Source organism: Saccharopolyspora hirsuta (assembly GCF_008630535.1).
In the GTDB taxonomy this organism is placed as follows: Bacteria; Actinomycetota; Actinomycetes; order Mycobacteriales; family Pseudonocardiaceae; genus Saccharopolyspora; species Saccharopolyspora hirsuta.
This window is the reverse complement of record NZ_VWPH01000021.1, coordinates 1-23,290: the sequence shown is the minus strand read 5'-3', so window position 1 is coordinate 23,290 and position 23,290 is coordinate 1. Positions and strand designations below refer to the sequence as shown.

The window sequence follows — 23,290 nt, the reverse complement described above, 5'->3', positions numbered from 1 at the left end:
TGCGAGTCGTGCCCAGACCGCCAACCCAGGGGGTTCATACGGGGGATCACCAGGCGGATCCACAGCAGGATCCGGCTTGGCCACCACCCCTGTCTGCCCGCAGGGCCGCTGGTCACGCACGGGAACACGGGATCCGGCGGTATCCCCGACTCACACGGCCGCAGGCCGTCCATACCATCTCAGCGCAGCAGGCAGCCGCGGCATCTCCGGGCAACAGGAGCAGCCGCCCCGGCGTGCCGTCGGCTCCTCCTCAATGCGCTCCAACCCTGCTGGCCATTCCATTTTTCACCATTCCTTTATCAATGCATTTCAAGGACTCCAACAAATCTACCACCGGCCCTAGGATTGCAAATCAGAAAGACTAACGAAATTGATTTGAATCGCCGGCGTCCGCGACACCATAGGGTGATCCACGGAAATGCACCGGAATTGGCTGTGTTTTCGGTTGCACGCGGCGCGCGGTCGAGTCATCATTGAATCACCGCCGGGAAAATAAAAGCCACAGCGATTACCACCCCCGGCGTGAACTATCCCCCCACCGTATGGAGACGATCATGTGTTACGCCGACACCATCACCGAAACCGACGGCACGGTCACCGCCTTTTGTTACTGCGGATGGGTCGAAAAGGGGCACACCCAAAAATCGGCCGATGAGGCCGCATACGCCCACCAGAACGCCCAAGACGCCGACATCGCCACCGCCTGACAACCCCGGGGGTTCCGGTGAAGTCGGCCGACCTTACCGGAACCCCGCCCCCCCCCCCATCCGCCACGCACACGACTCGGAAAGGACACGCGCGCGATGACCACGCCAGCCACGCCGACGACGACCGACCTGGCCGCACCCGGCACGACCACCGCCCCAGCGGGCGGCCGTCTGCCCAGCGGTGAGCTACGGCGGCAGGTCGCCGAATACCTCGCCGCGCACCCTTCATGGGAGCGCTCGCCGCGTCAGATCGCCAAGGCGTTGGGGCGCTCATCCGGCGCGGTCGGCAACGCGCTGACTGTGCTCACCGCGCGCGGTGAAGTCGAGCGAACCCTGACCAACCCGTTGCGGTACAAGGCAAACACCGCCACCACGGCCGCCGCAAAGGCCACGGCCCCAGTGCCCACCATGGCGCGGAAGCACTACACACCGCCGCCCGCCACGCCCTCAACAAAGGCGAGTCCACATGAGACACCAGGTGTGGATCCGTTGACGGAAAAGGTGTCCGGCCCGGTGAAGCGACCGAATGGGCAGACCTACCACCCGAGAACACTGTCCGGGCTGCCCGATGTCACCGCGTTGCGGAAGCTACGCGCGGCCGGGGTTCCCGTTCTGCTCTACGGTCCGCCCGGCACCGGGAAAACCTCCGTGGTGGAGGCCGCCTACCCCGACCTGATCACCGTGCAGGGCGACGGTGACACCACGGTCGCCGATTTCGTCGGCGAGTACACCCAAACCCCCGACGGGCGTTACGTGTTCGTGCACGGACCGCTGGTGACCGCCATGTGTGAGGGCCGGTGCCTGTTCATCGACGACGCCACCCTGATCCCCCCGACCGTGCTCGCCGTGGTCTATCCCGCCATGGACGGCCGCCGTCAGATCACCGTCAAGGCCAACGGCGGCGAAACCGTCACCGCCGCCCCCGGTTTCTACGTGGTGGCCGGGCACAACCCCGGCGTGCACGGCGCGGTTCTCACCGACGCCCTCTCGTCACGGTTCTCCGCACAAATCCAGGTGTCCACCGATTTCGATCTCGCCAAGCAACTCAAGATCGACCGCCGCGCGGTCCGGGCGGCGCGCAACCTGACCACCCGCCAACGCAAAGGCGAGATCGGCCGGGCCCCACAACTGCGCGAGCTGATCGCATTCTCCACCATCGCCGACGTGCTCGGCACCGAGGCCGCCGCCGCCAACCTCGTCGGGGTCGCACCAGAGGAGGACCGTGACACCGTCGCCGCCGTAGTCCGGGACGCCTTCGGCATGACCGTCGAACCGCTGGCCCTCGGCGGCCGGATCTGACACAAACCCCAACAGCTGTAAGGAGTTTCACTATGGCAACCCACATCATCGCCGACCCCACCACCGCCGCAACCACCATCGACGGCACCGGCACCACCGGGTGGATCAGCCTGTCGGCCGCGATCACCGACGAGGCACCCACCATCGCCGACCGCGAAGACCTCCTGGTGACCATCGCCCCCGGCGCGGGCCACGGTGCCCCGGCGTGTTTCCTGCCCAACCACGCCACCATCGAAATCGACGGCACCCACCTCGGCACGGTTGATCCCGCCAGCGCCGCACCACACCGGATCAGCGACCGCGCCCGCTACGCCACCGCATGGGGCCTGCTCACCCACGAATGCGCCCACGCCCGCCACAGCCAATGGGACCCACCCGAAGGCGCCCCACCCGGCGCGGTCGATGCCGCCATGATGCTGGAGGAGTCGCGGATCGAGGCCGCCCAGATCCGCCGCCGCCCCGACGACCGGCACTGGCTACGTGCCTCGGCCACCAACCTCATCCTCGCCGACACCCTGGCCCACGACCCCACGACCGCGCCCGCGCTCACCCCCTACAACGCCGCGCGCGCCGCCGGGCTGCTCATGGGCCGCGCCGACGCCGGAATCCTCCTGCCGTTTGAAACCGAGGCTGTCGAACGCGCCGCCGAAACCGCCCTCGGCGCCCACACCCTCGCCGAACTGCGGAAGCTGTGGCAGGCCGCGCAGCGGGTGGCCGATGACGAGGCCGACACGATGCTCGAGCTCGGCCGCGCATGGTGCGAGCTCGTCGGCACCGACCCCACCGCCCCACCCCCCGACGCCACCAGCGGCGGCACCCCGGCCCCCAGCGGTGCCCCCTCATCGCTGGCCGAGGCGATCAACGCCGCGACCGCAGCGGTCGCGGCCAACACCGCCACCGAACCGGCCCCCACCGACCCCGCCACCACCGCCGCCGAGGCCCACACCGCCGAAACCACCGCACGCAAATCCGCCGAGAAAACCGCCGCCCGGGTATTTGCCTCCAGCGGGCCCGAAACCGGCCACACCGAGATCCGCGCCACCCGCGCCCCCAGCAGCACCGAACGCGCCGCTGCCCGCCAACTCGCCCGCGCCCTGTCCACCGCCGCACTCCGCGACCGCACCACCACAAAAACCACCTCCCCCACCCCACCCGGGCGGCTGCGCATGCGCGGCGCGCTCGCCACCGACGCACAACGCGCCGCAGGCGCACTGCCCACCGCCGAACCCTTCACCCGCACCCACCGTCGCATCGCCCCCGCGCCGCCACTACGCCTGGGTATCGCCTGCGACGTTTCCGGGTCCATGTCCTCCTTCGCTGGCCCCGTGGCCTCCGCCGCCTGGATCCTCGCCCACGCCGCCCACCACACCCCCATCCCCGCCACCACCGCCACCGTCATCTTCGGCCGCCGCGTCCGGCCCATCACCTACCCCGGAACCACACCCGCCGCCGTCACCGAATTCGACGCTCGCGACAACTACGAAGACATCCCTCGCGCTATCGACGCTCTCGACGGCGCCCTCAGCCTCCACCTGCCCGGCGCCGCACGCTTGCTGGTCATCGTTTCCGACGGCAACTTCCGCGACGACCCACGCGCACAAGCCCAACGCCGCCTCGACCGGCTCCGCGCCACCGGCTGCGCCATCCTCTGGCTCACCCCCGACCACCCCTGCACCCGCCCCATGTCCGGCGCCACCATCCACCCCCTCACCGACCCCACCACCACCGCCCAAGCCATCGGCCGCGCCGCCACCACCGCACTCCGCACCACCCGCTAATACCCCCGCGCCGTGGGCGAGTCCACATCCCACGCCAACGACCACAGTGGACTCGCCCACTCCACTCATAGCTATTTCCAGGGAGAATCACATGCCGATCCACATCGTCGACAGTGCGACCTACCGCACCCCGAACTACTACGAATTCACCGAAACCGCGCACCTAGACCGCTACATCATCCGAGCACGCGTCCGCCGCGACTTCTACCAACAGCAAAGCTTCGCACGCGCCCACGTCCTCGCCGACGACATGACCTGGACACACCTCATCGACGAAGACCCGCACGACTGGCACCCCGGCACGGCCCCGCCCCGCGACACCAAGCTCCGGCCCGAATACGAACTCGCCGCCCCGGCCTACCGGCTCCTCCAACGCGCCGAACAGATCCTCCTCCCCTGCGGCCCCACCTGCCAAATCCCCGACACCACCAACGAGATGTGCTAACCCCGCAAGACACGCCACAACAATCCAATTCAGACAGAAGCCACACGCCCACCGCACCACCCCAACCGCCCCCGACCCGAACCGGCAGGAAATGTGATCACGACGAAACCCGCCGAGAACTTCGCCGACGAGATCCGGCGCTTCACCGAAGAAGGAATCCTGTTCACCGTCACCATGGCCAACGCCACCGGCGCCCAGCAAACCCGCTACGGAATCGCCACACGCGCCGACAACACCCTGATCGGCTCCTACTACCCCTGCAACATCGACCGACAAGAACACTGGTGCGTCGCCACCGCTGACGGCTACATCTACAAGACAGCCAACGAACCCAACGCGGTCATCAAGCTGATCACACTCGCATGACCGCCAGCAGGCCCGGCAGGGCCAGGACACCAGCCGCCGTTCCGCATGAATCACCCACGGTATCCCCATACCCTGGGACCACTAGAACGACGCCCCACGCCCTCAACGCACGGGCGCAGTCGGCAGGTCGTAGCGGCTGATCAACGCGTTGAACACCCGCGTTTGTCCACTATAGACTGCGTCGGTGGAGAACTGACGTGAGCGAAAACCGCCATGCTGAAACCGACGAGATCCTCAAGAAGACCGTAGGAATCGTACGCAGCGGCCTCAGCGATACCGAACCCGCCGACATCGCGCTGAAGGCGATCGCCGACGCGACGGACCACCACTGGCAGCAAGCACAAACGTATGCCACGGCTATCGACCGCACACTGCACGAGTTCACCTGGGGCGTCATCCCCATGCACACCCTCGCCTCCGAATCAGACACCCGAAACTTCGACGGCGCTGTGGCAAGCCTGAACGCCCTCCATGAACCCCTCCACGCCGCCGCCCACGCCTACCGACTCCCCCACCAGAACAGCGATGCGCACTGACCACATAGCCACGTCCCCGCCCACGCGGACGACGTAGCCACGCGGTCACGGCCCACACGTGAACAGCCTCACCTCTCGCGAAACGGCTTAATCGTCGCCCGCTGCACGAAGTACCCGGTGATGCTCCGGGCACGTGAGCCCCGGAATCACGCCCCAAATCCACTTTCTCCAAAGCCCCCGGCCGACTGGGGGCTTGGTCGTCTTCACCGCCGGCCGTCACCGGTTCGTGTCCGGTGGAATGGGGGCAGGATAGCCGCATGGACAAACACGAGCAGGCTCGGTTGAGGATCGTGGCAGCCACCTATCCACGCAGTCCGACCATCGGCAACAACAGGAGGCCAACCACGCGCTCGCCGATGCCCTGGCCGCCTACCACCGAATGATCGCCGGAGGCAACCGGCGCGACGACACCACGGACTCGACCAGCTGAGGCCTGATCGCGCCCAGGAGAAACACGCACGGCCCGACGACCGCGCGGTCACACCGTGACGACGCCCGCGGCGTGATCGTGCAGCCTCCCTGCCAAGCTGACACAGTCCGGGAGCCGGTCTCGCCTCTCCGTCAAGGCCAAACCGACTGGATCAACCTCGCTAGGATGGAGACAGCAGACTAATGCCCTTCCTCGTGCTTGTCCTTTCCATCGACCAGTGCGGACCTCCGCGAGGTGCGCGACGACCTAGACGAGAACGTCAAAATGCCCCGACGTCGCCGTCGACGGCCGCCGCCGACCTCAGTGAACAGCCAGCACGAGGCCGCCGTCGATGACGCACGACCCCGAGTACACTTCATCGCGCTGAGTGATGCGGCGCGGCCGTAACCATGATCAGTGCTGGTGAAAAATGACATTACTAGTGCGCCACCAACTATCTCGGCGGCGGCACTCTCGCCACGATCGTCCTCAACCTATGGGGCGGCCGAGATCGACAAGCACGGCAAAGGGAGAGTGAAGGATGTCGAGCAGCGAAACCGAGTCGTTCTATGACGCGGATGGGCGTCTCTGGGAGTGGGACGCCGACGCTGGGGTGTGGTTCCCGCCCGAGTACAGCGACCTGGAGTTGGAGACGAAGGCGAAAGTGGAAGCCGAATATGGGCCGCTAACACCAGCGGTGGAGGTCGAGACCGTGGACGGCGCATGATCCAACCGTCGGCGAGTACCGGCAGCCATGCGCCACCGCGTCTGCCGTCGAAACGTGGGCGGTAGACGAGAGGTCACGCTGGCATCGGTGCGATTCCGGTGCCGAGGGCCTGTGCCCATGTGAGGCATGGTGGCTCAGCAGTCGCGACTGCTGAGCCACCATGCCTCACATGGGTTGCTATTGGTTGTAGACCTCGCCGCCTGCATCGCTGGCGATGTTGGGGAGCGAGGTGATCATGTCCTGCCAGTCGCGGCGCTGCTGCTCGTCCAGTGGGATTTCGTCGACTTCCGACGTGTCGTGGACGTCGGTCATGCTGGTGCCTCCTGTCAGTTCGTGGATTCCTGGGGTGTGCGTGCGGCTGTTTGGTTGCGCCGCTGGAGCCGGGTTCCGCTTACTGGTTTTCCGCGAAGGAGAAACGTTTCGGGCTGTCATTGGTCCTGACAGCGTATCCGTGTTGGACGAGGCGTTCGAGGGCGTTGTGGACGGCTCCGACTGATCGGTTCAGTGCTTTGCCGATGTCGTTGGGGCTGAACTGCTCGGTCGGGTGTTCACGGAGGAAGTCCTCGACCATGCCGCGCAGTGCGCCCTTGGCCAACCGGCGTGTGCTGGTTGGCCCTGATGCGGTGCCTTCAGGCGCGGTGTCCGGACTCGCCGGGTTGTCACCGCTTTCCGCATGGGCGTCCCCGGTGGGGTCCTGCGGTGCTGAATCCTGCGGTTCCTCACCGGTCGCGCTGTCCAATTCGGCTGCGTTGGTGGCCTCGCGCGTGGCGGCGGGTTCGTTGCCGCTGGTAGCCGGGATTGTGGCGGTGGGGGTGATGTGCCATCGGTTGGCGGCGCGTGCGCCCTGGTCGGCGATGCCCGGGATGCGGGTGACGGTGCCGTTCTTGTCCCATGCGGCCAGAATCTTGCCCGCTGTTGACTTACCGACCTCGGCTAGTGCGGCGAGTTCGGTGGTCGTGGTGTTCGGGTTGTTGACCAGTGCGTGCCACACTTTCGCTTCCGATGCTGTGCCCACCACGTCACCCGGAACGCTGGTGAGCGGTCGCGGTGTGGGCTGCTTGCGGGCGTTGGCGTTTTTTCGGGACATGCTGAAGTTCCCCATTCGCGTTGAGGTGGATCGTGCGGAATTCCGCCCGGGCATTCCCGGGGCGGTGCCAGCGTCACGGTGGCCCGGCGGGCCGCGCTGGCTGCACGACCATGGACGCTCCATACGGCGGGGAAGTCAAGTGATGTCCCCGAAATAGTGATAGTCCAGTATGGACAGTTCTGGTGCCCGGGGCACCGATGCTTTCGTTGCTGGGGTTAGGTGTCGTGGTGGTTGCACACATCGATTCCCTCGCGCCGGTAGTACTCGGCGGGGTCGGTGGGCTGCCCGTGGGTGTCGATCTGGAAGTGCAGGTGTGGTCCGGTGGATTCGCCGCGGTTGCCGACCTCGGCGATGACCTGTCCTGCTTGCACGTGGTCTCCGGGGCGGGTGAGGTTGCGGTGGTTGTGCCCGTAGGTGGTGATGACGCCGTCGGGGTGTTGGATGCGGACCCATAGGCCGTATCCGGTGGCGGGGCCTGCGTTGAGGACGGTGCCCTCGGCGGCGGCGCGGATGGGTGTGCCGATCGGTGCGGAGATGTCGAGGCCGCGGTGGAACTCCCCGTCGCGGGGACCGAACCTTGAGGTGCAGCGGCCCTGGACGGGCACCACCCACCCGCCACCGTGCGGCGCGGTGGTCATGGTGGTGCGGTAGTGGGCGGCTTGGTCGAGGACTTGGGTGACGTACCAGTCGGCGTGGTTGTAGGCGTAGATCGCGCCGTGGAGGTCGCGGTGGTGGCGGGCGCCGTTGTCGCAGAGGTAGTACGCGGCGGCGTGGATCGCGTCGTGCGGGTGGTAGCGGGAGGGTGGGGTGGCGCCGCCGGGTGGGATCGGGTGTTGGGCGGTGACGGCGGCGAAGGTCGCGGCGAGGAACTGCATCGGCCCGGCGGCGCCGGCGTGGTTCTCCCCGGTGTGGACTCCGGGCAGTGGTGAGCGGCCGTGGTTGGTTTCGATCTTGCCGATGGCGGCCAGCACGCTCCAGTCCAGTCCCGGGCACACCCCGGCGGCAGTGCGGTAGAGCGCGAGGTAGGCGGCGGGGATGTCGCTGAGTGCGGCCGCGCTGGGCTGGCTCGCCCCACCCCCAAAGAGGCTGGAGAGGGCTCCCATCACGGCCGAGACGATCAGCACGGGAAACAGGACCACGACGGCACCGAGCACGACCAGGGCCCGGGTCATCCTGCCACCCCACTCCGAGGCTCCGCCCTGAGTGAAGGCGGGGGTGGCATGGGTGGTGGGGCGGGCAGCGTCGTCGACACCGCCGTGGTGGTGTCGGTTCCGGTGCTCGTGGGTGGCGGGATGTGCGGCCAGAGCCCGGAAATCTGGTGCAACCCAACACGCGGCGTCGACGACTGTGGGACGGGGGTGAGGGGGAGCCAGACCGTATCGGCGGGGCTGGGGTGCTCGGTGTGGGGATTGAGCAGGTCGGCTGCGGCGGTGAGGACCGGGACCTGGTGGGGGGCGTCGAGTTCGCGCCAGGTGGTGGTGAGTGCGCGGCGGGTGGTGGCTTCGCGGCGGGCGGTGGGCAGCCACACCAGCAGGGGCGTGATGATGCCCGTGGCGGCGGCGAGCTGGTGGTAGCCGTGGAGTTTGTGGGCCACGCGGGTGGTGGTTTCGGTGCCGAGGTCGAATTCCAGGAAGAACTCGATCTCGCGGTGGTGGGTGTGCCAGCGGCCGTAGGCGTCGGGGCGGACGAGGTCACCGAAGTGCTGGGCGCAGCGGGTTTCCGACCACCACGCCCGGAGGGCGTTGCTGGTGTGGTGGCGGGCTCGGGTGATGAGGGTGGTGAACCATTCGTTGACGCCGACGGTGTGGGCGAGGCGTTGGTGGTGGGAGATGCCGATCGTGCGGTCGCGGCGGTAGCCGAGGTCTTTGACGTCCAGGCCGTGTTCGGCGGCCAGCACGCTGGCACCGGCGGGGCCGAGGACGTAGTGCATGGGGGCGGCGCCGAGGGAGATGGCGGGCTGGAAGCGGTCGAGGACCGACCACTGGAACAGCTCGCGCAGCCGCTGCCGACCGGAGCGGAAGGACGGGAACGCGCACGCGGTGATCTGGGCGGCGGTGAGCACCCGGTGCTCGTGCACCATGCGGATGATCCACTTGTCCCGGGCGGTCAGCCGCCAGGCCAGGGCGGCTTGATGGTCGACGGAGTTGGCGACACGAGCGCTCGGGCGCGTAGCGGTGATGCCGTGCAGTGCGCGCTGCCGGGTCGGATTCGTGATCATGCTGTGTATGCACCTCCTGTCAACGAACCGAATCTACAAGCACAACAGAATTAGATAGATACCTAAATTTCATATATTAAAATAATCCGCCCGCGCGAAACCGAATTCAAGGTAGCGTAAACCGTCCACTCTCGCCTAACACTAAGAAAATTCAGGTCGCCGAAAATCTGTCGCCGGTACAGCCTCGCGCAGCTAACCCCAAAGCAAGAAACCTAACGCGGATTACCCCAGAACACTAGAAGGCGAAATAAATCAAGAGTACGAAGGACTGGAGAAAACGCAGCCAAAATACTTAACTGCGGCCTGAATCTCACAGGCCAATCTGACCGCAGGGGTGTCAAACCTAGGATTTGCACGCTTGAATTCTTCAGCATTCGCATCCAGTAGGTGCCCATATGCCGGAATCCAGCGCTCCAGCTCGTCCGCGTTGATACCGAGCAACGCGCATACATAGCGAAGGGCAGAGTTACCATCCTCCAAAGCATCTGGGTCACAGTACAGGCGACCGCAGATATCCAGAAGCGCTTGCCCCTTTGGGGAGATACGATAGACTGCCCCAGCCGTCTCTCGCTCCCGCTCAATAAATCCCGTAGCCGAAAGCAGAATTACCCATTCTTTCGTCCTATCTGCCCGCATTTCCAACGCCTTCGCGAGGGCCGTATTATTCTGAAAACCCGAGCGACCAATCTCTACGAGCGCCCCCAAGGCGCGCCCGCTCGCATTGCACCAGTTTGTAAACGACGCAATATCTCCAGATGATATTCCCCCCAAGACTGTGTATAGCAGCAGGTCCTTCGAGATCGACTCCTTCAGGTCCCCGTACACAAGGATTCGGTGGTCTTCCCGGTCAGCATCAAATCCTTCCGGTATCCAGAACACGCGGAGTCGAGAAATCTTTTCCGCCAGCGCCGTATTCTTAAAATCCGACACGGATTCACGCAGAGTTGATCTGTTCTTGATCGTATCCCGAGCAATGTAAACAAGAACATCCGATTCAACATCAGACAGCAGAGTCCTGATGTCTTTGTCAATTCCTTCGGCGTGTTTCCAGACAGTCTGCCCCGAGATCAACTTCTTCCAACTTGTTGCTAGATCGCACGAGAAGTCGAACTTTCTTCTGTCGGCTTCCCGGTAACCGTAGAGTCGCGACGTTGCTACTTCCTGTGCAATCTCGAGAACCGCCTCGGACAGGAACTTGTGTTCCGGCGACTCGGCCATTGCGTTCCTCTCTCTTGCCGCCAACTTCAGGCACATACCTTACTGAGGATCACCCTCGGCTCGGTTTTCAGCAGGTTCGTCGGCGTGGGTCCGTTTCTCTCAGTCTCGGTGTGGCCTGCATGTTTTGGGGTCCCGTCGGTCGGACGCAGATCGGGATGATGTCCTGGGTGGACTCGGTGTTGGGCCTCGAATTCTGCTGCCGCGATGTGGTGCGGATGTGGCGGGCTCGGCCGGGGATGGCGGGCGGGAGGGGCTGGGTGGTCAGGGTGAAGGGTTCGGCTTGTTCGCCGTGGGCGACGAGTCGGGCGGCGGCGTGGTAGGCGCCGAGGTGGGCCAGATCGTGGTCGGTGAGGCGGGGGTGGGTGTGGCGGGCGAGGTCGCGGGCGTCTTCGGGGCTGGCGTTGAAGAAGATCTTGCTGCGGGCGTTGGTGGAGATGCCTTCGCGGAGTTCACGCGGGAGTTGGCCGAGGTGCTGGTGGGCTAGGGTCATCGAGAGTCGGAAGCCGCGTGCTTCGGCGAGCATGTCCTCGATCGGGTACGGCAAGTTGAGGAAGTTGTGGCATTCGTCGATGACCAGCGCGGCGTCGCGGCGGTGGCGTTGGGGGATGCGGGCGCGGGCGGTGGTGGCCTGCCAGGTGCGGGCCACCACCAGCGACCCGATCAGCCGGGTGGTCTCCTCCCCCAGCGAGCCTTTCGGGATCCGCACCAAACACAGGCCACCGTCAAGCACGGTCGAGAGGTTGATGGTGGAGGGGCCGGCGGCGATGGCGTCGCGGACGAAGGGCCGCAGCAGGAACGCGCGGAGTTTGTTCATCAGCGGGGAGATGACCTGGCTGCGGGAGCTGTCGGTGAGTTCGTCGTACCACGCCCAGAACCCCCGCAACACACCATCGCTGAGACCGGCGGTCACACGGGCGCGGAAGGCGGGTTCGGCGAGGAGTTTCGGGAGGTCGGCCAGGGTCGCCACGCCGTGCTGGGCGCGGAGGGTCAGGCAGGCGGCGCGCATGACGTCGTCGGTGCGCGGCCCCCAGGAGGCGGAGTAGACGCGGCGGAACACCGAGACGAGGTTGTCGACCGTGCGATCGGTGTCCTCTCCATCCAGGGGGTTCAGACACGGTGGGCGGGCAGTGGAGTCTGCATCGAACAGCACGACACGGTCCGCAACGGCTTCGGGGAGGCGGGAGAGGATATCGGTGACGAGGTCTCCTTTGGGGTCAATGACCACGTTCCCTCGGCGAGCGTCGACGTCGGCGAGGATCATGCTGGCCAGCAGCGTCGACTTCCCTGAGCCGGTCGCGCCGAGCACGTGCAGGTGGTGGCGGGCATCGGGCACCCGCAACCCCACCGCACGAGACTGCCCGGCATCGGTGAGGCCGAGGGGTTTGACCTGCGGGCCCGGGGCGGCGATGCCGGGTGGTGGGGCGAGGGCTTTCGCCCCGGCCCGCTGCAGCCCGGGGACGGCGTCATCGGTCGGTAGATGGGCCAGTGCCGCCAGCTCGAGCACCGACAGCACATCACCGCGGCCCAGGCGCCGCTCCGCCAGGGCGCGGATGGGGTGGTGGAGCCGGCGGCGGGTGTAGTGGTTGTGCTCGGTGTAGGAGGCGAAGGTCGCCGCCAGTGCGTGCGCCCGGCCCCGCACCGCCCCCCGGGCCTGCTGAACCGTGGCTTTGTCGGTGTCAGTGGGGAGGTGGGTGGTGACGGCGTAGCGGACGAGGGTCTCGTACCCGGCGCCGCGCTGCTTGGCCACGCTCGCGCGGTCGGCGGCCGCGCTCTCCAGCCGGACCCGCGGATCCCGCACCCGGCCAGCACGATCTCCAGGGGCTGGTTTCGTGGTGTTAGGGGTGATCAGGTCCAGCACCTGCCGGAGCACGCCGGTGATGCCCGCCGCGGCAGGGGTGGTGGAGTGGGCGTGGGGGGTGCTGGCCAGGGGGCGGGCAAGGATCTGGACGCAGGCGTGCTCGGTGGGGCGGAGTCCGTCGGCGGCTCCGAGCAGCGCCCGCACCGGGTCGGCGGTGAACTCGGTGCGCAGCGGGAGCCCATCGGGGCGGGCCAGACGCAGCTGCCCCGCCGCCACCAGCTGCCGCTGGTCTTCCTCGGGTTCGGGGAGTGGGGGTTGGGCGGGGTGGGTGCGGGTGTGGGCGCCGGGCCATGCCGACTGCACCGCGCGCTCCACCAGCCCCGGTGGGATCGTGCCTGGAACCCACACCTGGATGCTCACGCCGGTGTTGGTGAAGACGTACTCGCAGGCCAGGTGCGGCTGCCCGAACCACCACCTGGTCCACTTCGGACGCAGCAGGCCGATGAGGTGGGACCACAACGCGACACCACCGGCCGGATCCACCTGCGGAGGCGGCACGATCGTCACCGTCCTCGCCTCCTCCCGCCACCAGCGCTGGCGGCGTCGCCGACACCACCCCCGTGCCCCGAGCACACCGGTCACCGCCACCAGTGCGGCGACCGTGACTCCCCACGTTCGGGGCTCCGGCTCGCCCAGGCTGGCCAGCAGATCCCGCACCGCGGCGGCGGGGTCACGCAGCAGGTCACCGAGCCATCCGTCCCGCTCCAATGCCACGTCCGGAATCACCGGCGCTGGCACGGGCGCTCGCAGGCGTGTTGGCATGGCTGAAGCACCTCTCGATACGCGGTAGATGAGGGAACCGGTCAGGCGCCCAGGTCGAAGGGCTCGTCGGCCGTGCCGTGGGGTCCGAACTCGTCGCCGTCCACGCTGGTGGTGAGATCGAGGAAGGACTCGTCCTGCAGCAGTTGGGTGTTCTCCCCGGTGGTGGTGTGGGTGAGTTCGGCGGGGTTGCTGGTGACCAGGGCGTGTTCGATGGGTGAGGCGAGGCTGTGGAAGGCGACGTGCTGGGTGCCGGCTGCCAGCAGGCCTTGGCCTTGGTCGGCGGCGAGTAGAAACTGTCGTTCGCCGGCGGAGAGGTCGAAGGCGCGGGTGATCTCGTCGATGGCTTGGGTAGCCTGGCGCAGCAGGATCTGGGTGGCGGCGTTGGCGATGACGGCGTTGCCCAGCTCGCTGCCGAGCACGTCGGCGGTGTCCTGGGTGGCCACGGTCAGCCCAGCCCAGTGTTTGCGGGCGGCTTTGGCCATCCGGAACAGGTACGCCGCCCCGGCAGGCTGGCGCATCAACAGCCAGGCCTCGTCGACCACGACCAACCGAGGTCGCCGATCCGCAGGGTTGGACACCCGCCGCCACACCGCATCCAGCGTCACCAACGTGCCCAGGGCCTTGAGCTCGTCGGGCAGATCGCGCAGGGAGAACACCACGAGGTGCCCGTCGGGGCGGGTCGTGGTGGGGCCGTTGAAGAACTCCTGGAACGCCCCCTCCACGAACGGATGCAGCTGGGCCGCCAACTCCCCCGCCACCACATCCCCTCCCTGGTGCAGGGACGCAAGCGTGTCGCGAAGGTCCCGCAGCAGTGGTGCGGGCCGCGTCCAAGTGCGCGGGTCGGTGGTGATGCCGGCCTGGTGGTAGGTGGCGGCGATCGCACGATCCAGCACCGCCCGCGCCGCCGCCGAGGGTTCGCCGCCGAGCAGGACGGCGAGGACGGTGTGCAGGAACAGGCTGCGGCGCGCGACCGCGTCCTTGGGCGCCGTCCGCCGCCCATCCGGTGCCACCGTGATCGGCAGGTCGAACGGGTTGAGCCGCACGCCGGGGGCGCCGAGGTGGACGTAGGTGCCGCCGACCGCCTCGCACAGCCGCCGGTACTCGTCCTCCGGGTCGATCACGCAGATCTCGATGCCCCGGTAGAGGCTGCGCAGCGCTTCTAGTTTGACCAGGTAGGACTTGCCGGACCCGGATCTGCCGAGGACGACGCTGTTGTGGTTGTCCAGGCCGAAGCGGTCCCAGTGCACCAGGCCCTGGGACTGGACGTTGGCGCCGTAGAGCACCCCCGACGGTGAGGTCAGCCCGGCCGGATCACTGGCGGGCAGGTCGGGGCTGGTGAACGGGAACGCCGCGGCCAGGGCGTGGGTGTCGAAGGTGCGGTGCATCTCCAGCAGGTCCAGGCCCAGCGGCAACGTCGACACCCACCCCTGCAGGCTGCGGTAGGTGGCGGGTTTGGCGTCCAGCAGCAGCGAGGACGCCAACGCCCGCACGGCAGCGACCTCTTCGGCGAGCGCGTGTTCGCTGGTGGCGTGGACGGTCAGATACAGGCCGAGGCGGAACAGTTTCCCCTCACCGCGGGCCAGGTTGTCCGACAGCGTGTAGGCGTCCTCGGTCGCGGCGTCCACCGCTGGGTCGGCTAGGCGCCCGTGCTGGGCGGTGTGCATGCGGTCGGATTCGAGTTTGGCGAGCTGTTTACGCAGCCGACTCGCCGCGGCCTCTGGCTCGATCGGGGCCAGGTGCAGCGACACGTCCAACCGGCCCGGGTAGGTCAACAAGGGCTGCAGCCAGCCCGGAAACACCTCGCGCGGATAGCCGGTGATAGCCAGGCTCGCGACCCAGTCGCCGGCGACGTCGACGTGCCGGGCCCCGATGGTCAGGGATTCCGGCGCGAACGACGCGCAGCTCCGGCGCTCCTGCTGACGACGGTGGTGGTGTCGGAGTTTCATGCCCAGCTCCCTTCCTCGGCGAACTCCCCACTCCTTGGTGTGGTGATGACTTCGTCCGGGCCGGCGAGGTCGGCGGGCGGGGGTGGGGTGTGCGGGTTGCAGGCGGTGGCCAGCACCGTGGTGGCCTGACCGGCATCCAGCGGGGTCAGCGTGATCCCCACCGACCCCAGCAGCTCCACGGCCTCACTGAGCCGGCGCACCAGCCGGGACTCCACCGCCCGCCGCCCCGACCCTGTGGCCTCCGGTGCGCGGGTGGGTCGCCGTCGCGCCCACCAGCGGACAGATGTCGTCGGCGACGCGGGGTGCCAGGGTTCGCGGAGGACCAGCAGAACCTGGCGGCGCAGGAGATCGGTGCTCTGCCCGAGTTGGGTCAGGTAGTCGGCGTGTTCGAGCGCGGCCTGCTCCAGCGCGGGATGCGGTAGGCGTGGGGCGTGGTCGCGGAGTTCACCGATGTGCCCGGACAACTCCAGGCGCTGGGTGCGCACCAGCAGCTGCGCCGAAGCGGTCAGAGAATGCAGGTAGCGGCCGAAGGCCGTGACGAGGTTTTCCTGCTCCGCTGGGGTGCGCAGGGCGAAGTTGACGGTGGAGGCCACCGCCACGACCGCAAGTCCGTCCTCCCCCAGATCCACCACCCCGGCCTCGGCGGTCCCCGAGGGCTCCACCCCGGCGACCGGCAGTTCCAGCCCACCGATCTCTTCTGTGGAGTCGGCAGTGGCGTGGGCCCTCAGCCACGTCGGCACGGCCTTGGTGGGGTGGAGTGCCGCGGTTTGGCGTCGGGGTGTGAGGCGTTGGCGCAGGGCGGCCAGCAGCAACTTGTCCAGGGACAGTCCGTCGCGGTGGCCGAGCGCCAGCACCACCGCACCGGCTGCCACCGGCAGCGCGAGTACAGCAAACACCGGTATCGGCAGGACGGTGTGGGTCAGCGACCACACGCCGTAGAGCAGCAGCCCCGCCGCGGTGAAGATCCCGAGCTGGCGGCCGGTGAGGTTGGCCACCAACCGGTCCTCTCTGTCCACATCGGAAGGAATGCGCACCGGATTCGTCACGACCGATCACCACCTGTGCTGCTCGTGGTCTCCCCAGGCAGGTTCAAAGGGAGTTCCAACTGGTTGCCGTCACGCACCGGGGCCGGTGCCGGGGTGCTCGGGGGCGTAGGGGTTGAAGGCCTGTGTCGCCTGGAGGGTTTGGGCAGGTTCAGGGGCAGGGCGTACTGGCCCGTCCGGTCCGGCCGGATGCCCTTATACGCGGCCGGGGCGCTCGGGCGAGCGGGGCTGCGGCGGGGGCGGGGTGGGCGTGCCGCCGGGTTGATCTCCCCGTTCGGGCGTAGCAGGGGCCGTTGCCCGGTGACGCGCGGCGCCTCACCTGCCTCCGCCTTGACGGGGTGCGGGGCTGGGGTGGGGCGGGCTTGGGTGGTGAACGGGCCGACCAGCGGCAGGCGCATCTGCTCCCCTGGAGCGACGTGAGTCGGGAGTGCTCCGGGGTTGCCGGGTTTCGGTGGGCGGGCATGCGGGGCCGCTCGGCCGGTGCGGGTGAACAAGCCCGGCTGTCGCGGCTGCGGTCTCGGCTGCCTCGGGGTGGTGTCGTCGTGGAGGCGGGGGCGTGGTGTGGCGCTGGGGTCGTGGCGGGCGTAGATCGGCAGCATGTGCTGCTCCCCCGGGTTCGGGTTCACCCGCATCGCATCCGGCCCCAGCTCTGGAGGAAGCGCCGAGGAGGCCGGTGTGCCGTCGGGGGTGAACAGCGCGCCTTGCCGCCCCACCCTTCTTTTCGGTGGCGTCGGCTTGGGGGGTGTTTTCCCCAGTGGCGGCGAGGGTGTGCGGATCCGGCCGCGTTTCAGTCCGGCCAGCGGCAGCATGTACTGGCCGTCCGCGGCCATGCTCGTTTTCGCATACGGATCCGCCGTGGGCTTGGCTTTCGCGGGACGCCGTGGCGACACACCGGAGCGCAGCAGCCCGTAGGTCTTGTAGGCGAGAAAGCCCTTCACCAGGGATCCGACGAAGGAACGCTTTCCTCCGCGAATGGAACCGAGCACCCAGAACGGGAGTTTGATCAGGATGTAGAACATGGCCAGAGCGATCAGAATCGTGGTCATCGCACGTCCCCAATGATTGGGTTAGAAAAGGGTGACGCCGCCGGGGAGGAAGAAGATTTTGATGGTGGCGATGAACACCAGCGACTGGCCCACCTGCACCGCCAGCAACCCGGCGAAGGCCTTCCACCACCACAACGCGATCGGCTCGGTTTGCGGCATCGCGTGACACAACAACGCCAACGGCGCGGCGACGAGAACAAGCACGGTCAAGGCGACGCGGACGACATAGGTGAGCATGACCGCGATCCCCATCATCGCAAGCACCAAAACGGCGAACACCGCATACAGTTCGCTGTACTGGGCTTGCTCTCCTGGGAGGTTTCCGCGCAGGGTGTCGACAAAGGCCTGCGCGGTACGTTTCGTCCCTTCCTCGTCACCGCCAAGAATCGCCAGCGACAGAGCGTTGGCCAACTCGATGGCCTTGCCGCCGAAAAACAGTGACAAGTTCGCCGCCAGGAACCCCACCACCAGGCGCGGCAGAATCTCTTTCACCGACGAGCGGGTCTGCAGGGTCTGGTAGGCCATCACCACCAACCCCGCGCACATCACCACCAGTACCGAACAGGCAATCGCCAACCGCTGCGAACTGCCCCACACCTGACCCACCACCGGCACCTGGTCCAATTGCGGCGTCGCCAACAGCGAGGTCGCGAACCAATCCAGGACCCTGGTGAGAGCTGAGGTCGCCAGGTCGGCAAAGAAATCCCAGAACCAATCGGTGAGCAGATGCCCCAGCCAGCTCCCGTGATCCTCCCCTCCCGCGGTCTCCGGGGTATTCGGAGCCGTGGGCACCACCGGAATGCAATTCGGCCCCGTACACGGAGCCTGATCCACCGGCGGTACCGGCGGCGGAGGCGGTGGTGGAACACCAGGCTCTGGCGACGGCACCGGGAGCGGCGGTTCGGTCGACGCAAGGGGTGCTGGTGCGGGCTCGGTGGTCTGGGCATGCGCCCGTCCGGCGCCCCTGCCGAGCGCGGTGTGGGTGAGGAGGCTGGCCGTCACGGCGGTGGCGTGCACGGTGTGACGGCCTGCGGTGGGCAGCACGGGGGATCACGCCCCGACGAACCCGCGGAGGATGTCCACCACGATCGGGGCCAGCGCCGCGAGGCCGTAGCCGATGCCGGCGCTCTTGAACGACTGCTTGGCCTTCTCCACCTCGCCCGGGCCGTCGGCCACCAGGTAGCGCAGGCCGCCGACGGTGAGGAACACCGTGGCCACCAACGCCAGGATTCCCATGATCCAGCCCCGGATGTTGTTCAGAACGTCATCCAGGGTGCGAACCAGCGCCAGCACCACGGTGGTCTCCGCATGCGCACTCGACGCGGTCAGCAACAAGGCGAGTAGCGCGATCTCCGCGGCCAGCAGCCCGGGGCGCCGCCACGACCTCGACGCGGGTGTGGCCCGGCGACTGGACCGCGGGCGACGAAGACCGGCCGAGGCGAGTGGAGATGTCTGCTGGCTGGTGTGGGGTGGGGTGGTCAGGCGCATCGGGGAACCTCCGGGGCCGCGGTGGGCTCATCGGCTGAGCGCTGGGGAGCACGGGCTGCGCCTCCCCCGCACCCCTGAACTCCGCCATCACCAGTCCCCGGGGACACCCCACCCCGCGCATTCGCCCCCTCACCCCGCACACCCCTCACCCGCCGTGGACGCGCGGTGGTGAGGGTGATGCTGTCGGCGGCCTGGCCCGCGAGATCCCCCTCGCTGGCATCGGTGGCCAGCTCGGTGCGGAGGTAGGCGGCCAGCCGGAGCTCGGCGCGACGGCGCGTCTTCTTGATCGCCTCATAGCTCACGCCGCGCTGCTCGGCCGCCGTCTGCAGTGGCAGCCCCTCCAAGCGCGTGGCGCCGATCAGCTCCGCCTCTGCTGCGGTGATCACCCCCTCGGCCACCGCTCTCGCTAGGACGAAGTCCGGGTGCCCCCACGGCGGGGCGGGCTCAGTCGAGCGGAACCCGCTGCCTGATGGCACCGGGGCGTCCAGGGACTCCCGCAGCGCTGTGTGTCCCGCGCGGTAGGCGGCCCACCGCAGCCGCGTCATGATCCCCGGCCGCCGCAGATCGATGTGGGCGAGCTCGGTGAGGAACCCGGTCAGGACCGCGGCGTGGATGTCACTGGGGTCGCCGGCGAAGCGCCGCGAAAGCTCTGAGGCGATCCGGGTCAACGCCGGAAGCGCGACACCGACACAGCCGACCGTCCAGCTACCGCCCTCCTGCCGGGAGCGCTCCACCAGATACGCCCACACCTCATCGCGGACGTGCCGTGGGCAGTGGCGGCGCAGCAGCCGGTCCCGCAGCGCATCCAGCGGCACCCACCGGTCCGGCATCCCCCGCAAGCCCCGCCCGTCCACCGCCAACGGATGCGGCGGCGCCGCCAGCAGCTCGAACGCGGTCCTGGCCGTATCCAACGGCATCGAATCCCAGGATCCACCCGACTCGGAAACAGTCGTTTTCCCAGCCATCACAGGCCTCCTTGCAACGGGTCAACAACGACCCCGCAAGAACGCCAGAACCACTCTTACCGAAACGCCACCACACACCTACCGCCCTACTACCAAAAACCAATACACCATCACCACGCACACCCCAGGGTTGATCTCCGCCCCGGTGCACCCGAACGCGGCACGCCGCCTACCCATCCGCCCGACACACACCGCGGTAGTAGCTGCTGACCTGCGAAGATATGCGGTTCGTAGCAGTGCGGTAGTAGCGATCGCGACGCCACCCGGCGCCGTGTCTCCTCGCTCGGCGACCGGGGAACGGCAAGAAGAACCGACCACTCGCCGGAAACGCATTTGTTCTCCGCTGCGGCTGAATCCGGTATTTCCCGGAGTCGCAGCGGATCAGGGCTTTTCTGCTGTCTCGTGTCCCCTGCCAGGGGTGTTTGGGGAGTTCAGGGATGCCAGCAATTGCCCCACCTCGAAACACGCACCTTGGGGAATTTCATGTGCCCACCGGCATCTCCCGAACCCAGCCCACACCACAACACGCCTCGCCCCGGCGCGGCACAGCGCGAGGCGTTTCCCGGCGCCCCTACACGGCCCCTGCCCACACCACGCCGCACGCCCCGACAGTCCCGAACCACGGCACGCACCAGGTCGAAGTCGGCGACGCCGGCGACCGTATGGGCCTGCGGACCGCACCCTGTCGACCCCGGCGCGCGGTGGCCACTGCCCATCCTGAGTGCTGTCGTCACCGCCTTCAGCACCCCCGGCGACCGAGTCCTACTCACCACCCTCACCGGCAACCGCACGACGACTAGCGACGACGACCTCACCGCAGCACTGAACACGGTCCGCGACCTCGATCGCGCCGCCTCCCACACCTCGCTGGACCAGATCTCTCGGCAGCAGCTTGACGGCGGTGATCCGGTCGACCTTCTCGTGGCCAGCCACACCCCCGGCGACCACGAGCCGGTGGATCTGCTCGCCCACCACGCGGCGCGGCTGTTGCGCACCGGCGGGATCCTCGCGGTCCTCACCCACACCGACAGCGCCCACGGCGAGCTGCGCGACCCCACCGGAGACATCGTCGCCGCAGCGCAAAACGCCGACCTGCTCTACCTCCAGCACATCGTGTGCCTGCTCGCCCCCATCCGCGACGGAGGCCTCACGCCCCTCCCCGCCGATCCGGCCGCGGTTGGTGATCGTTCGCCTGCCTGGTTCCGGCACCGGCGTGTGCACGCCGATCTCCTCGTCTTCGCCCAACCCCACAACCACCACACCCCCGCAGCCGGCGATGCCCAATGACCCACCACACCCACCAGCCACGCCCCGGGGAGGACGCCCTCATGCACCACCACCACACCGCCGAACACGCGGACCACCGGACCTGCAGCAGTGCCGCCCCTGGCTCACCGGCTGTGTCGGTGTGGGCGACGGCGCAAACCAGCCCCGCCGCACAGCGCAAGGGCCGCTACAGCCCCGACTCCTCCGCGCACCCCGCCAAGATGCTGCCCGCCGTCGCCGCCCACGCCATCGCCCACTACACCCAGCCCGGCGACCTCGTCCTCGACCCCATGTGCGGCATCGGCACCACCCTCGTCGAAGCCCTCCACCTCAACCGCCGCGCCCTCGGCATCGAATACGAATCCCACTGGGTCGACATCGCCCGCACCAACCTCACCCTCGCCCACCACCACACCCACAACACCGGCGGCGAGGTCGTGCACGGCGACGCCCGCCAGCTCACCACCCTGCTGCCCGACGCGCTCCGCGGCCAGGTCGCGCTCGTGGTCACCAGCCCGCCCTACGGGCCCTCCACCCACGGCCGCGTCACCACCGGCACAACCGGCGTGCACAAATACCACCACCGCTACGGCAACACCCTCGACCGCGGCAACCTCGCCAACATCGGCCACCACCGGCTCCTGTCCGGCTTCACCCGCATCCTCACCACCTGCACCACCTACCTCAAACCCGGCGGCCACGTGGTGATCACCCTTCGCCCCTGGCGCGAACACTCCGAACTCATCGACCTGCCCACCCAAATCGCCGACTGCGGCCGCCGCGCCGGACTCACCCCCACCGAACGCTGCGTCGCACTCCTCGCCCGCATCGCCGACCACGACCTCGTCGCCCGCGGCAGCTTCTTCCAACGCGACTTCATCCGCAAACAACGCGACGCCGGCCTACCCCTGCACCTCATCGCCCACGAAGACGTCCTCATCCTCACCAAACCCGTGCCGCTGACGAGCCAAAGGCTCCGCGCCGCTCAGCCACACGCGGTGAACGGTCTCGGTGGCAACGCGAGACCGGTGGTCACGAAGCACGACCTGGAGGGCGTGGCGGCGTGACGACGCGTCCGAGCCACGCGCTAGCGAGCGATTCCCGGACCAACACCACCGTGCTGTCGGTTCCTATCCGAGGAGAAACCGATGTCTCACCAAGAAAAGACGCGTAATCCAGCTTCCGAAAAACACGCGGAAACCCATCATGGCGACACCACATCTTCTTCTCTTATCGTTCAGCTGCACACACCCGCCGAAGCCGCGAGACAGCTTGCTGTCAAAGAGTCCTGGCTTCGGCGAAAGGCCAGCCGACGCGACATTCCTTGCACCTTCCTCGGCAAGCACCTCCGCTTCTCCGATGCTGACCTCCACGAGATCATCCGCCAAAGCCGGATTCCCGCATCCGGCCCCACTCATCGCCGTTAGAACATGAACGAACCACTCCCAGGACTCGGTAAACACCCACCCATCACACCCTGACCACAGTTGGCTTGCTTTTTTGCCCATACGGAGCGTGGATATGGCTGTGCCGGAATCCCGGCACAGCCATATCCCCTCTTCACAAAGGATCTCCATCGATGGCATGGGTAGAGCAACGCAATGACGGATTCCGCGTTCGGTATCGACTGAGCGACGGATCCGTTTTCACCGAGAACGGATTCACAACCCGGAAACAAGCCGAGGACCGCGCAGCCGATGTGGAATCCGACCAGCGACGCCGTCAATTCACCGACCCTCGGCTCGCACAGACCACAATCGACGAGTGGATCCGCGCCTGGTCGGACGCTCAAAGCGTCTCCGACGTCACCTGGGCGACCTACCAGTCACACCTCCGCAACCACATCCTGCCTCGCTGGTCCGGCACCGCACTGGGCGACATCACACGTATCGCGGCCAAAGGGTGGGTGAACAAGAAGCTACGCCCGAACATGGCCGACAAGAGCGCGCGCGACATCCTCGTACTGTTCTCCATGATCCTCGGTGAAGCCGCGGACGAGGGACTGATCGCGAAGAATCCGTGCCTCAAGCTGCGCATCAACTTCGAGGGCCCGCGCGAACGCCCCCACGCCACCACCGACGAAGTCGATGCCATCGCCGGGCGCATGCCTCCGGATGCCGGGCTGA

At 67.6% G+C, this 23,290-nt stretch carries 23 protein-coding genes; 10 read left to right on the top strand and 13 right to left on the bottom strand.

The window, feature by feature from the left end; translation table 11 throughout:
* The first annotated feature begins 542 nt into the window (after nucleotides 1-542).
* The 7 genes from F1721_RS34680 (at nucleotide 543) to F1721_RS32860 (ending at nucleotide 6,267) form a co-directional block, all read left to right on the top strand.
* Nucleotides 543-707: a hypothetical protein gene (locus F1721_RS34680; protein ID WP_170301687.1), complete on the top strand. Its 165-nt coding sequence runs from the start codon at nucleotides 543-545 to the stop codon at nucleotides 705-707.
* Between the two features lie 96 nt (nucleotides 708-803).
* The gene (locus F1721_RS32885) at nucleotides 804-2,006 is read left to right on the top strand and encodes an AAA family ATPase (protein WP_150070753.1); all 1,203 of its coding nucleotides are present in this window, start codon (nucleotides 804-806) and stop codon (nucleotides 2,004-2,006) included.
* A gap of 32 nt (nucleotides 2,007-2,038) precedes the next feature.
* Nucleotides 2,039-3,784, top strand: a complete 1,746-nt coding sequence (locus F1721_RS32880) for a VWA domain-containing protein (RefSeq protein WP_150070752.1) — start codon at nucleotides 2,039-2,041, stop codon at nucleotides 3,782-3,784.
* Between the two features lie 91 nt (nucleotides 3,785-3,875).
* Nucleotides 3,876-4,229: a hypothetical protein gene (locus F1721_RS32875; protein WP_150070751.1), complete on the top strand. Its 354-nt coding sequence runs from the start codon at nucleotides 3,876-3,878 to the stop codon at nucleotides 4,227-4,229.
* Nucleotides 4,230-4,322: 93 nt separating this feature from the next.
* On the top strand, nucleotides 4,323-4,595 hold the full coding sequence (locus F1721_RS32870; protein ID WP_150070750.1) for a hypothetical protein: 273 nt from the start codon (nucleotides 4,323-4,325) through the stop codon (nucleotides 4,593-4,595).
* 197 nt (nucleotides 4,596-4,792) lie between these two features.
* Nucleotides 4,793-5,131, top strand: a complete 339-nt coding sequence (locus F1721_RS32865; RefSeq protein WP_150070749.1) for a hypothetical protein — start codon at nucleotides 4,793-4,795, stop codon at nucleotides 5,129-5,131.
* A gap of 950 nt (nucleotides 5,132-6,081) precedes the next feature.
* A complete protein-coding gene (locus tag F1721_RS32860; protein WP_150070748.1) occupies nucleotides 6,082-6,267 on the top strand; it encodes a hypothetical protein in 186 nt (61 codons plus the stop codon).
* A 177-nt stretch (nucleotides 6,268-6,444) separates the two neighbouring features.
* On the opposite strand, the gene F1721_RS35470 is transcribed toward F1721_RS32860, so the two are convergent.
* The 13 genes from F1721_RS35470 to F1721_RS34675 all read right to left on the bottom strand — a co-directional run bounded on the left by F1721_RS35470 (nucleotide 6,445) and on the right by F1721_RS34675 (nucleotide 21,182).
* Nucleotides 6,445-6,579, bottom strand: a complete 135-nt coding sequence (locus F1721_RS35470) for a hypothetical protein (RefSeq protein ID WP_281288837.1) — start codon at nucleotides 6,577-6,579, stop codon at nucleotides 6,445-6,447.
* A 79-nt stretch (nucleotides 6,580-6,658) separates the two neighbouring features.
* Entirely contained in the window at nucleotides 6,659-7,369 is a 711-nt protein-coding gene (locus F1721_RS32855) for a helix-turn-helix domain-containing protein (protein ID WP_150070747.1), read from the bottom strand.
* 200 nt (nucleotides 7,370-7,569) lie between these two features.
* Complete coding sequence (locus F1721_RS32850) at nucleotides 7,570-8,526, bottom strand: peptidoglycan DD-metalloendopeptidase family protein (protein WP_150070746.1); 957 nt, start codon at nucleotides 8,524-8,526, stop codon at nucleotides 7,570-7,572.
* Nucleotides 8,523-9,572 (bottom strand): replication-relaxation family protein, encoded by a 1,050-nt coding sequence (locus F1721_RS32845; RefSeq protein WP_150070745.1) that lies wholly within the window; start codon nucleotides 9,570-9,572, stop codon nucleotides 8,523-8,525. The genes F1721_RS32850 and F1721_RS32845 overlap by 4 nt, the downstream gene beginning before the upstream one ends.
* 252 nt (nucleotides 9,573-9,824) lie before the next feature.
* Nucleotides 9,825-10,790, bottom strand: a complete 966-nt coding sequence (locus F1721_RS32840; RefSeq protein ID WP_150070744.1) for a hypothetical protein — start codon at nucleotides 10,788-10,790, stop codon at nucleotides 9,825-9,827.
* 67 nt (nucleotides 10,791-10,857) lie between these two features.
* Complete coding sequence (locus tag F1721_RS32835; protein ID WP_150070743.1) at nucleotides 10,858-13,410, bottom strand: DUF8128 domain-containing protein; 2,553 nt, start codon at nucleotides 13,408-13,410, stop codon at nucleotides 10,858-10,860.
* Between the two features lie 41 nt (nucleotides 13,411-13,451).
* The gene (locus F1721_RS32830; protein WP_150070742.1) at nucleotides 13,452-15,356 is read right to left on the bottom strand and encodes a VirB4 family type IV secretion system protein; all 1,905 of its coding nucleotides are present in this window, start codon (nucleotides 15,354-15,356) and stop codon (nucleotides 13,452-13,454) included.
* Nucleotides 15,353-16,402 (bottom strand): PrgI family protein, encoded by a 1,050-nt coding sequence (locus tag F1721_RS32825; RefSeq protein ID WP_150070741.1) that lies wholly within the window; start codon nucleotides 16,400-16,402, stop codon nucleotides 15,353-15,355. The genes F1721_RS32830 and F1721_RS32825 overlap by 4 nt, the downstream gene beginning before the upstream one ends.
* The gene (locus F1721_RS32820) at nucleotides 16,399-17,445 is read right to left on the bottom strand and encodes a hypothetical protein (RefSeq protein ID WP_150070740.1); all 1,047 of its coding nucleotides are present in this window, start codon (nucleotides 17,443-17,445) and stop codon (nucleotides 16,399-16,401) included. The genes F1721_RS32825 and F1721_RS32820 overlap by 4 nt, the downstream gene beginning before the upstream one ends.
* Nucleotides 17,446-17,466: 21 nt before the next feature.
* Entirely contained in the window at nucleotides 17,467-18,237 is a 771-nt protein-coding gene (locus tag F1721_RS32815) for a TrbL/VirB6 family protein (protein WP_246155474.1), read from the bottom strand.
* Between the two features lie 258 nt (nucleotides 18,238-18,495).
* Nucleotides 18,496-18,933 carry a pilin gene (locus F1721_RS32810; protein WP_484336730.1) on the bottom strand — a complete coding sequence of 146 codons (438 nt, stop codon included), beginning with the start codon at nucleotides 18,931-18,933 and terminating at the stop codon, nucleotides 18,496-18,498.
* Nucleotides 18,924-19,898 carry a hypothetical protein gene (locus F1721_RS32805; RefSeq protein WP_170301689.1) on the bottom strand — a complete coding sequence of 325 codons (975 nt, stop codon included), beginning with the start codon at nucleotides 19,896-19,898 and terminating at the stop codon, nucleotides 18,924-18,926. Before F1721_RS32805 ends, F1721_RS32810 begins: the two co-directional genes overlap by 10 nt.
* Before the next feature lie 762 nt (nucleotides 19,899-20,660).
* Nucleotides 20,661-21,182, bottom strand: a complete 522-nt coding sequence (locus F1721_RS34675) for a hypothetical protein (protein WP_170301688.1) — start codon at nucleotides 21,180-21,182, stop codon at nucleotides 20,661-20,663.
* Nucleotides 21,183-21,226: 44 nt separating this feature from the next.
* Here F1721_RS34675 and F1721_RS32790 point away from each other — a divergent pair, with 44 nt between their 5' ends.
* From F1721_RS32790 to F1721_RS32780, 3 genes are all read left to right on the top strand, one after another.
* Nucleotides 21,227-22,231 carry a TRM11 family SAM-dependent methyltransferase gene (locus F1721_RS32790; RefSeq protein WP_150070736.1) on the top strand — a complete coding sequence of 335 codons (1,005 nt, stop codon included), beginning with the start codon at nucleotides 21,227-21,229 and terminating at the stop codon, nucleotides 22,229-22,231.
* Nucleotides 22,232-22,312: 81 nt separating this feature from the next.
* Nucleotides 22,313-22,591 carry a helix-turn-helix domain-containing protein gene (locus F1721_RS32785; RefSeq protein ID WP_150070735.1) on the top strand — a complete coding sequence of 93 codons (279 nt, stop codon included), beginning with the start codon at nucleotides 22,313-22,315 and terminating at the stop codon, nucleotides 22,589-22,591.
* Between the two features lie 152 nt (nucleotides 22,592-22,743).
* The coding region (locus F1721_RS32780) for a tyrosine-type recombinase/integrase (RefSeq protein WP_246155472.1) at nucleotides 22,744-23,290 on the top strand (547 nt) is incomplete at its 3' end.

Excerpts from the sequence above, each read along its gene's own strand:
- F1721_RS32805 (WP_170301689.1), bottom strand. The coding sequence starts at position 19,898 with ATGGCTGGGAAAACGACTGTTTCCGAGTCGGGTGGATCCTGGGATTCG.
- F1721_RS32790 (WP_150070736.1), top strand. The coding sequence starts at position 21,227 with ATGCACCACCACCACACCGCCGAACACGCGGACCACCGGACCTGCAGC.
- F1721_RS32840 (WP_150070744.1), bottom strand. The coding sequence starts at position 10,790 with ATGGCCGAGTCGCCGGAACACAAGTTCCTGTCCGAGGCGGTTCTCGAG.
- F1721_RS32850 (WP_150070746.1), bottom strand. The coding sequence starts at position 8,526 with ATGACCCGGGCCCTGGTCGTGCTCGGTGCCGTCGTGGTCCTGTTTCCC.
- F1721_RS32875 (WP_150070751.1), top strand. The coding sequence starts at position 3,876 with ATGCCGATCCACATCGTCGACAGTGCGACCTACCGCACCCCGAACTAC.
- F1721_RS32835 (WP_150070743.1), bottom strand. The coding sequence starts at position 13,410 with ATGCCAACACGCCTGCGAGCGCCCGTGCCAGCGCCGGTGATTCCGGAC.
- F1721_RS32820 (WP_150070740.1), bottom strand. The coding sequence starts at position 17,445 with ATGACCACGATTCTGATCGCTCTGGCCATGTTCTACATCCTGATCAAA.
- F1721_RS35470 (WP_281288837.1), bottom strand. The coding sequence starts at position 6,579 with ATGACCGACGTCCACGACACGTCGGAAGTCGACGAAATCCCACTGGAC.
- F1721_RS32810 (WP_484336730.1), bottom strand. The coding sequence starts at position 18,933 with ATGCGCCTGACCACCCCACCCCACACCAGCCAGCAGACATCTCCACTC.
- F1721_RS32855 (WP_150070747.1), bottom strand. The coding sequence starts at position 7,369 with ATGGGGAACTTCAGCATGTCCCGAAAAAACGCCAACGCCCGCAAGCAG.
- F1721_RS32830 (WP_150070742.1), bottom strand. The coding sequence starts at position 15,356 with ATGAAACTCCGACACCACCACCGTCGTCAGCAGGAGCGCCGGAGCTGC.
- F1721_RS32885 (WP_150070753.1), top strand. The coding sequence starts at position 804 with ATGACCACGCCAGCCACGCCGACGACGACCGACCTGGCCGCACCCGGC.
- F1721_RS34680 (WP_170301687.1), top strand. The coding sequence starts at position 543 with ATGGAGACGATCATGTGTTACGCCGACACCATCACCGAAACCGACGGC.
- F1721_RS32880 (WP_150070752.1), top strand. The coding sequence starts at position 2,039 with ATGGCAACCCACATCATCGCCGACCCCACCACCGCCGCAACCACCATC.
- F1721_RS32860 (WP_150070748.1), top strand. The coding sequence starts at position 6,082 with ATGTCGAGCAGCGAAACCGAGTCGTTCTATGACGCGGATGGGCGTCTC.
- F1721_RS32845 (WP_150070745.1), bottom strand. The coding sequence starts at position 9,572 with ATGATCACGAATCCGACCCGGCAGCGCGCACTGCACGGCATCACCGCT.
- F1721_RS32785 (WP_150070735.1), top strand. The coding sequence starts at position 22,313 with ATGTCTCACCAAGAAAAGACGCGTAATCCAGCTTCCGAAAAACACGCG.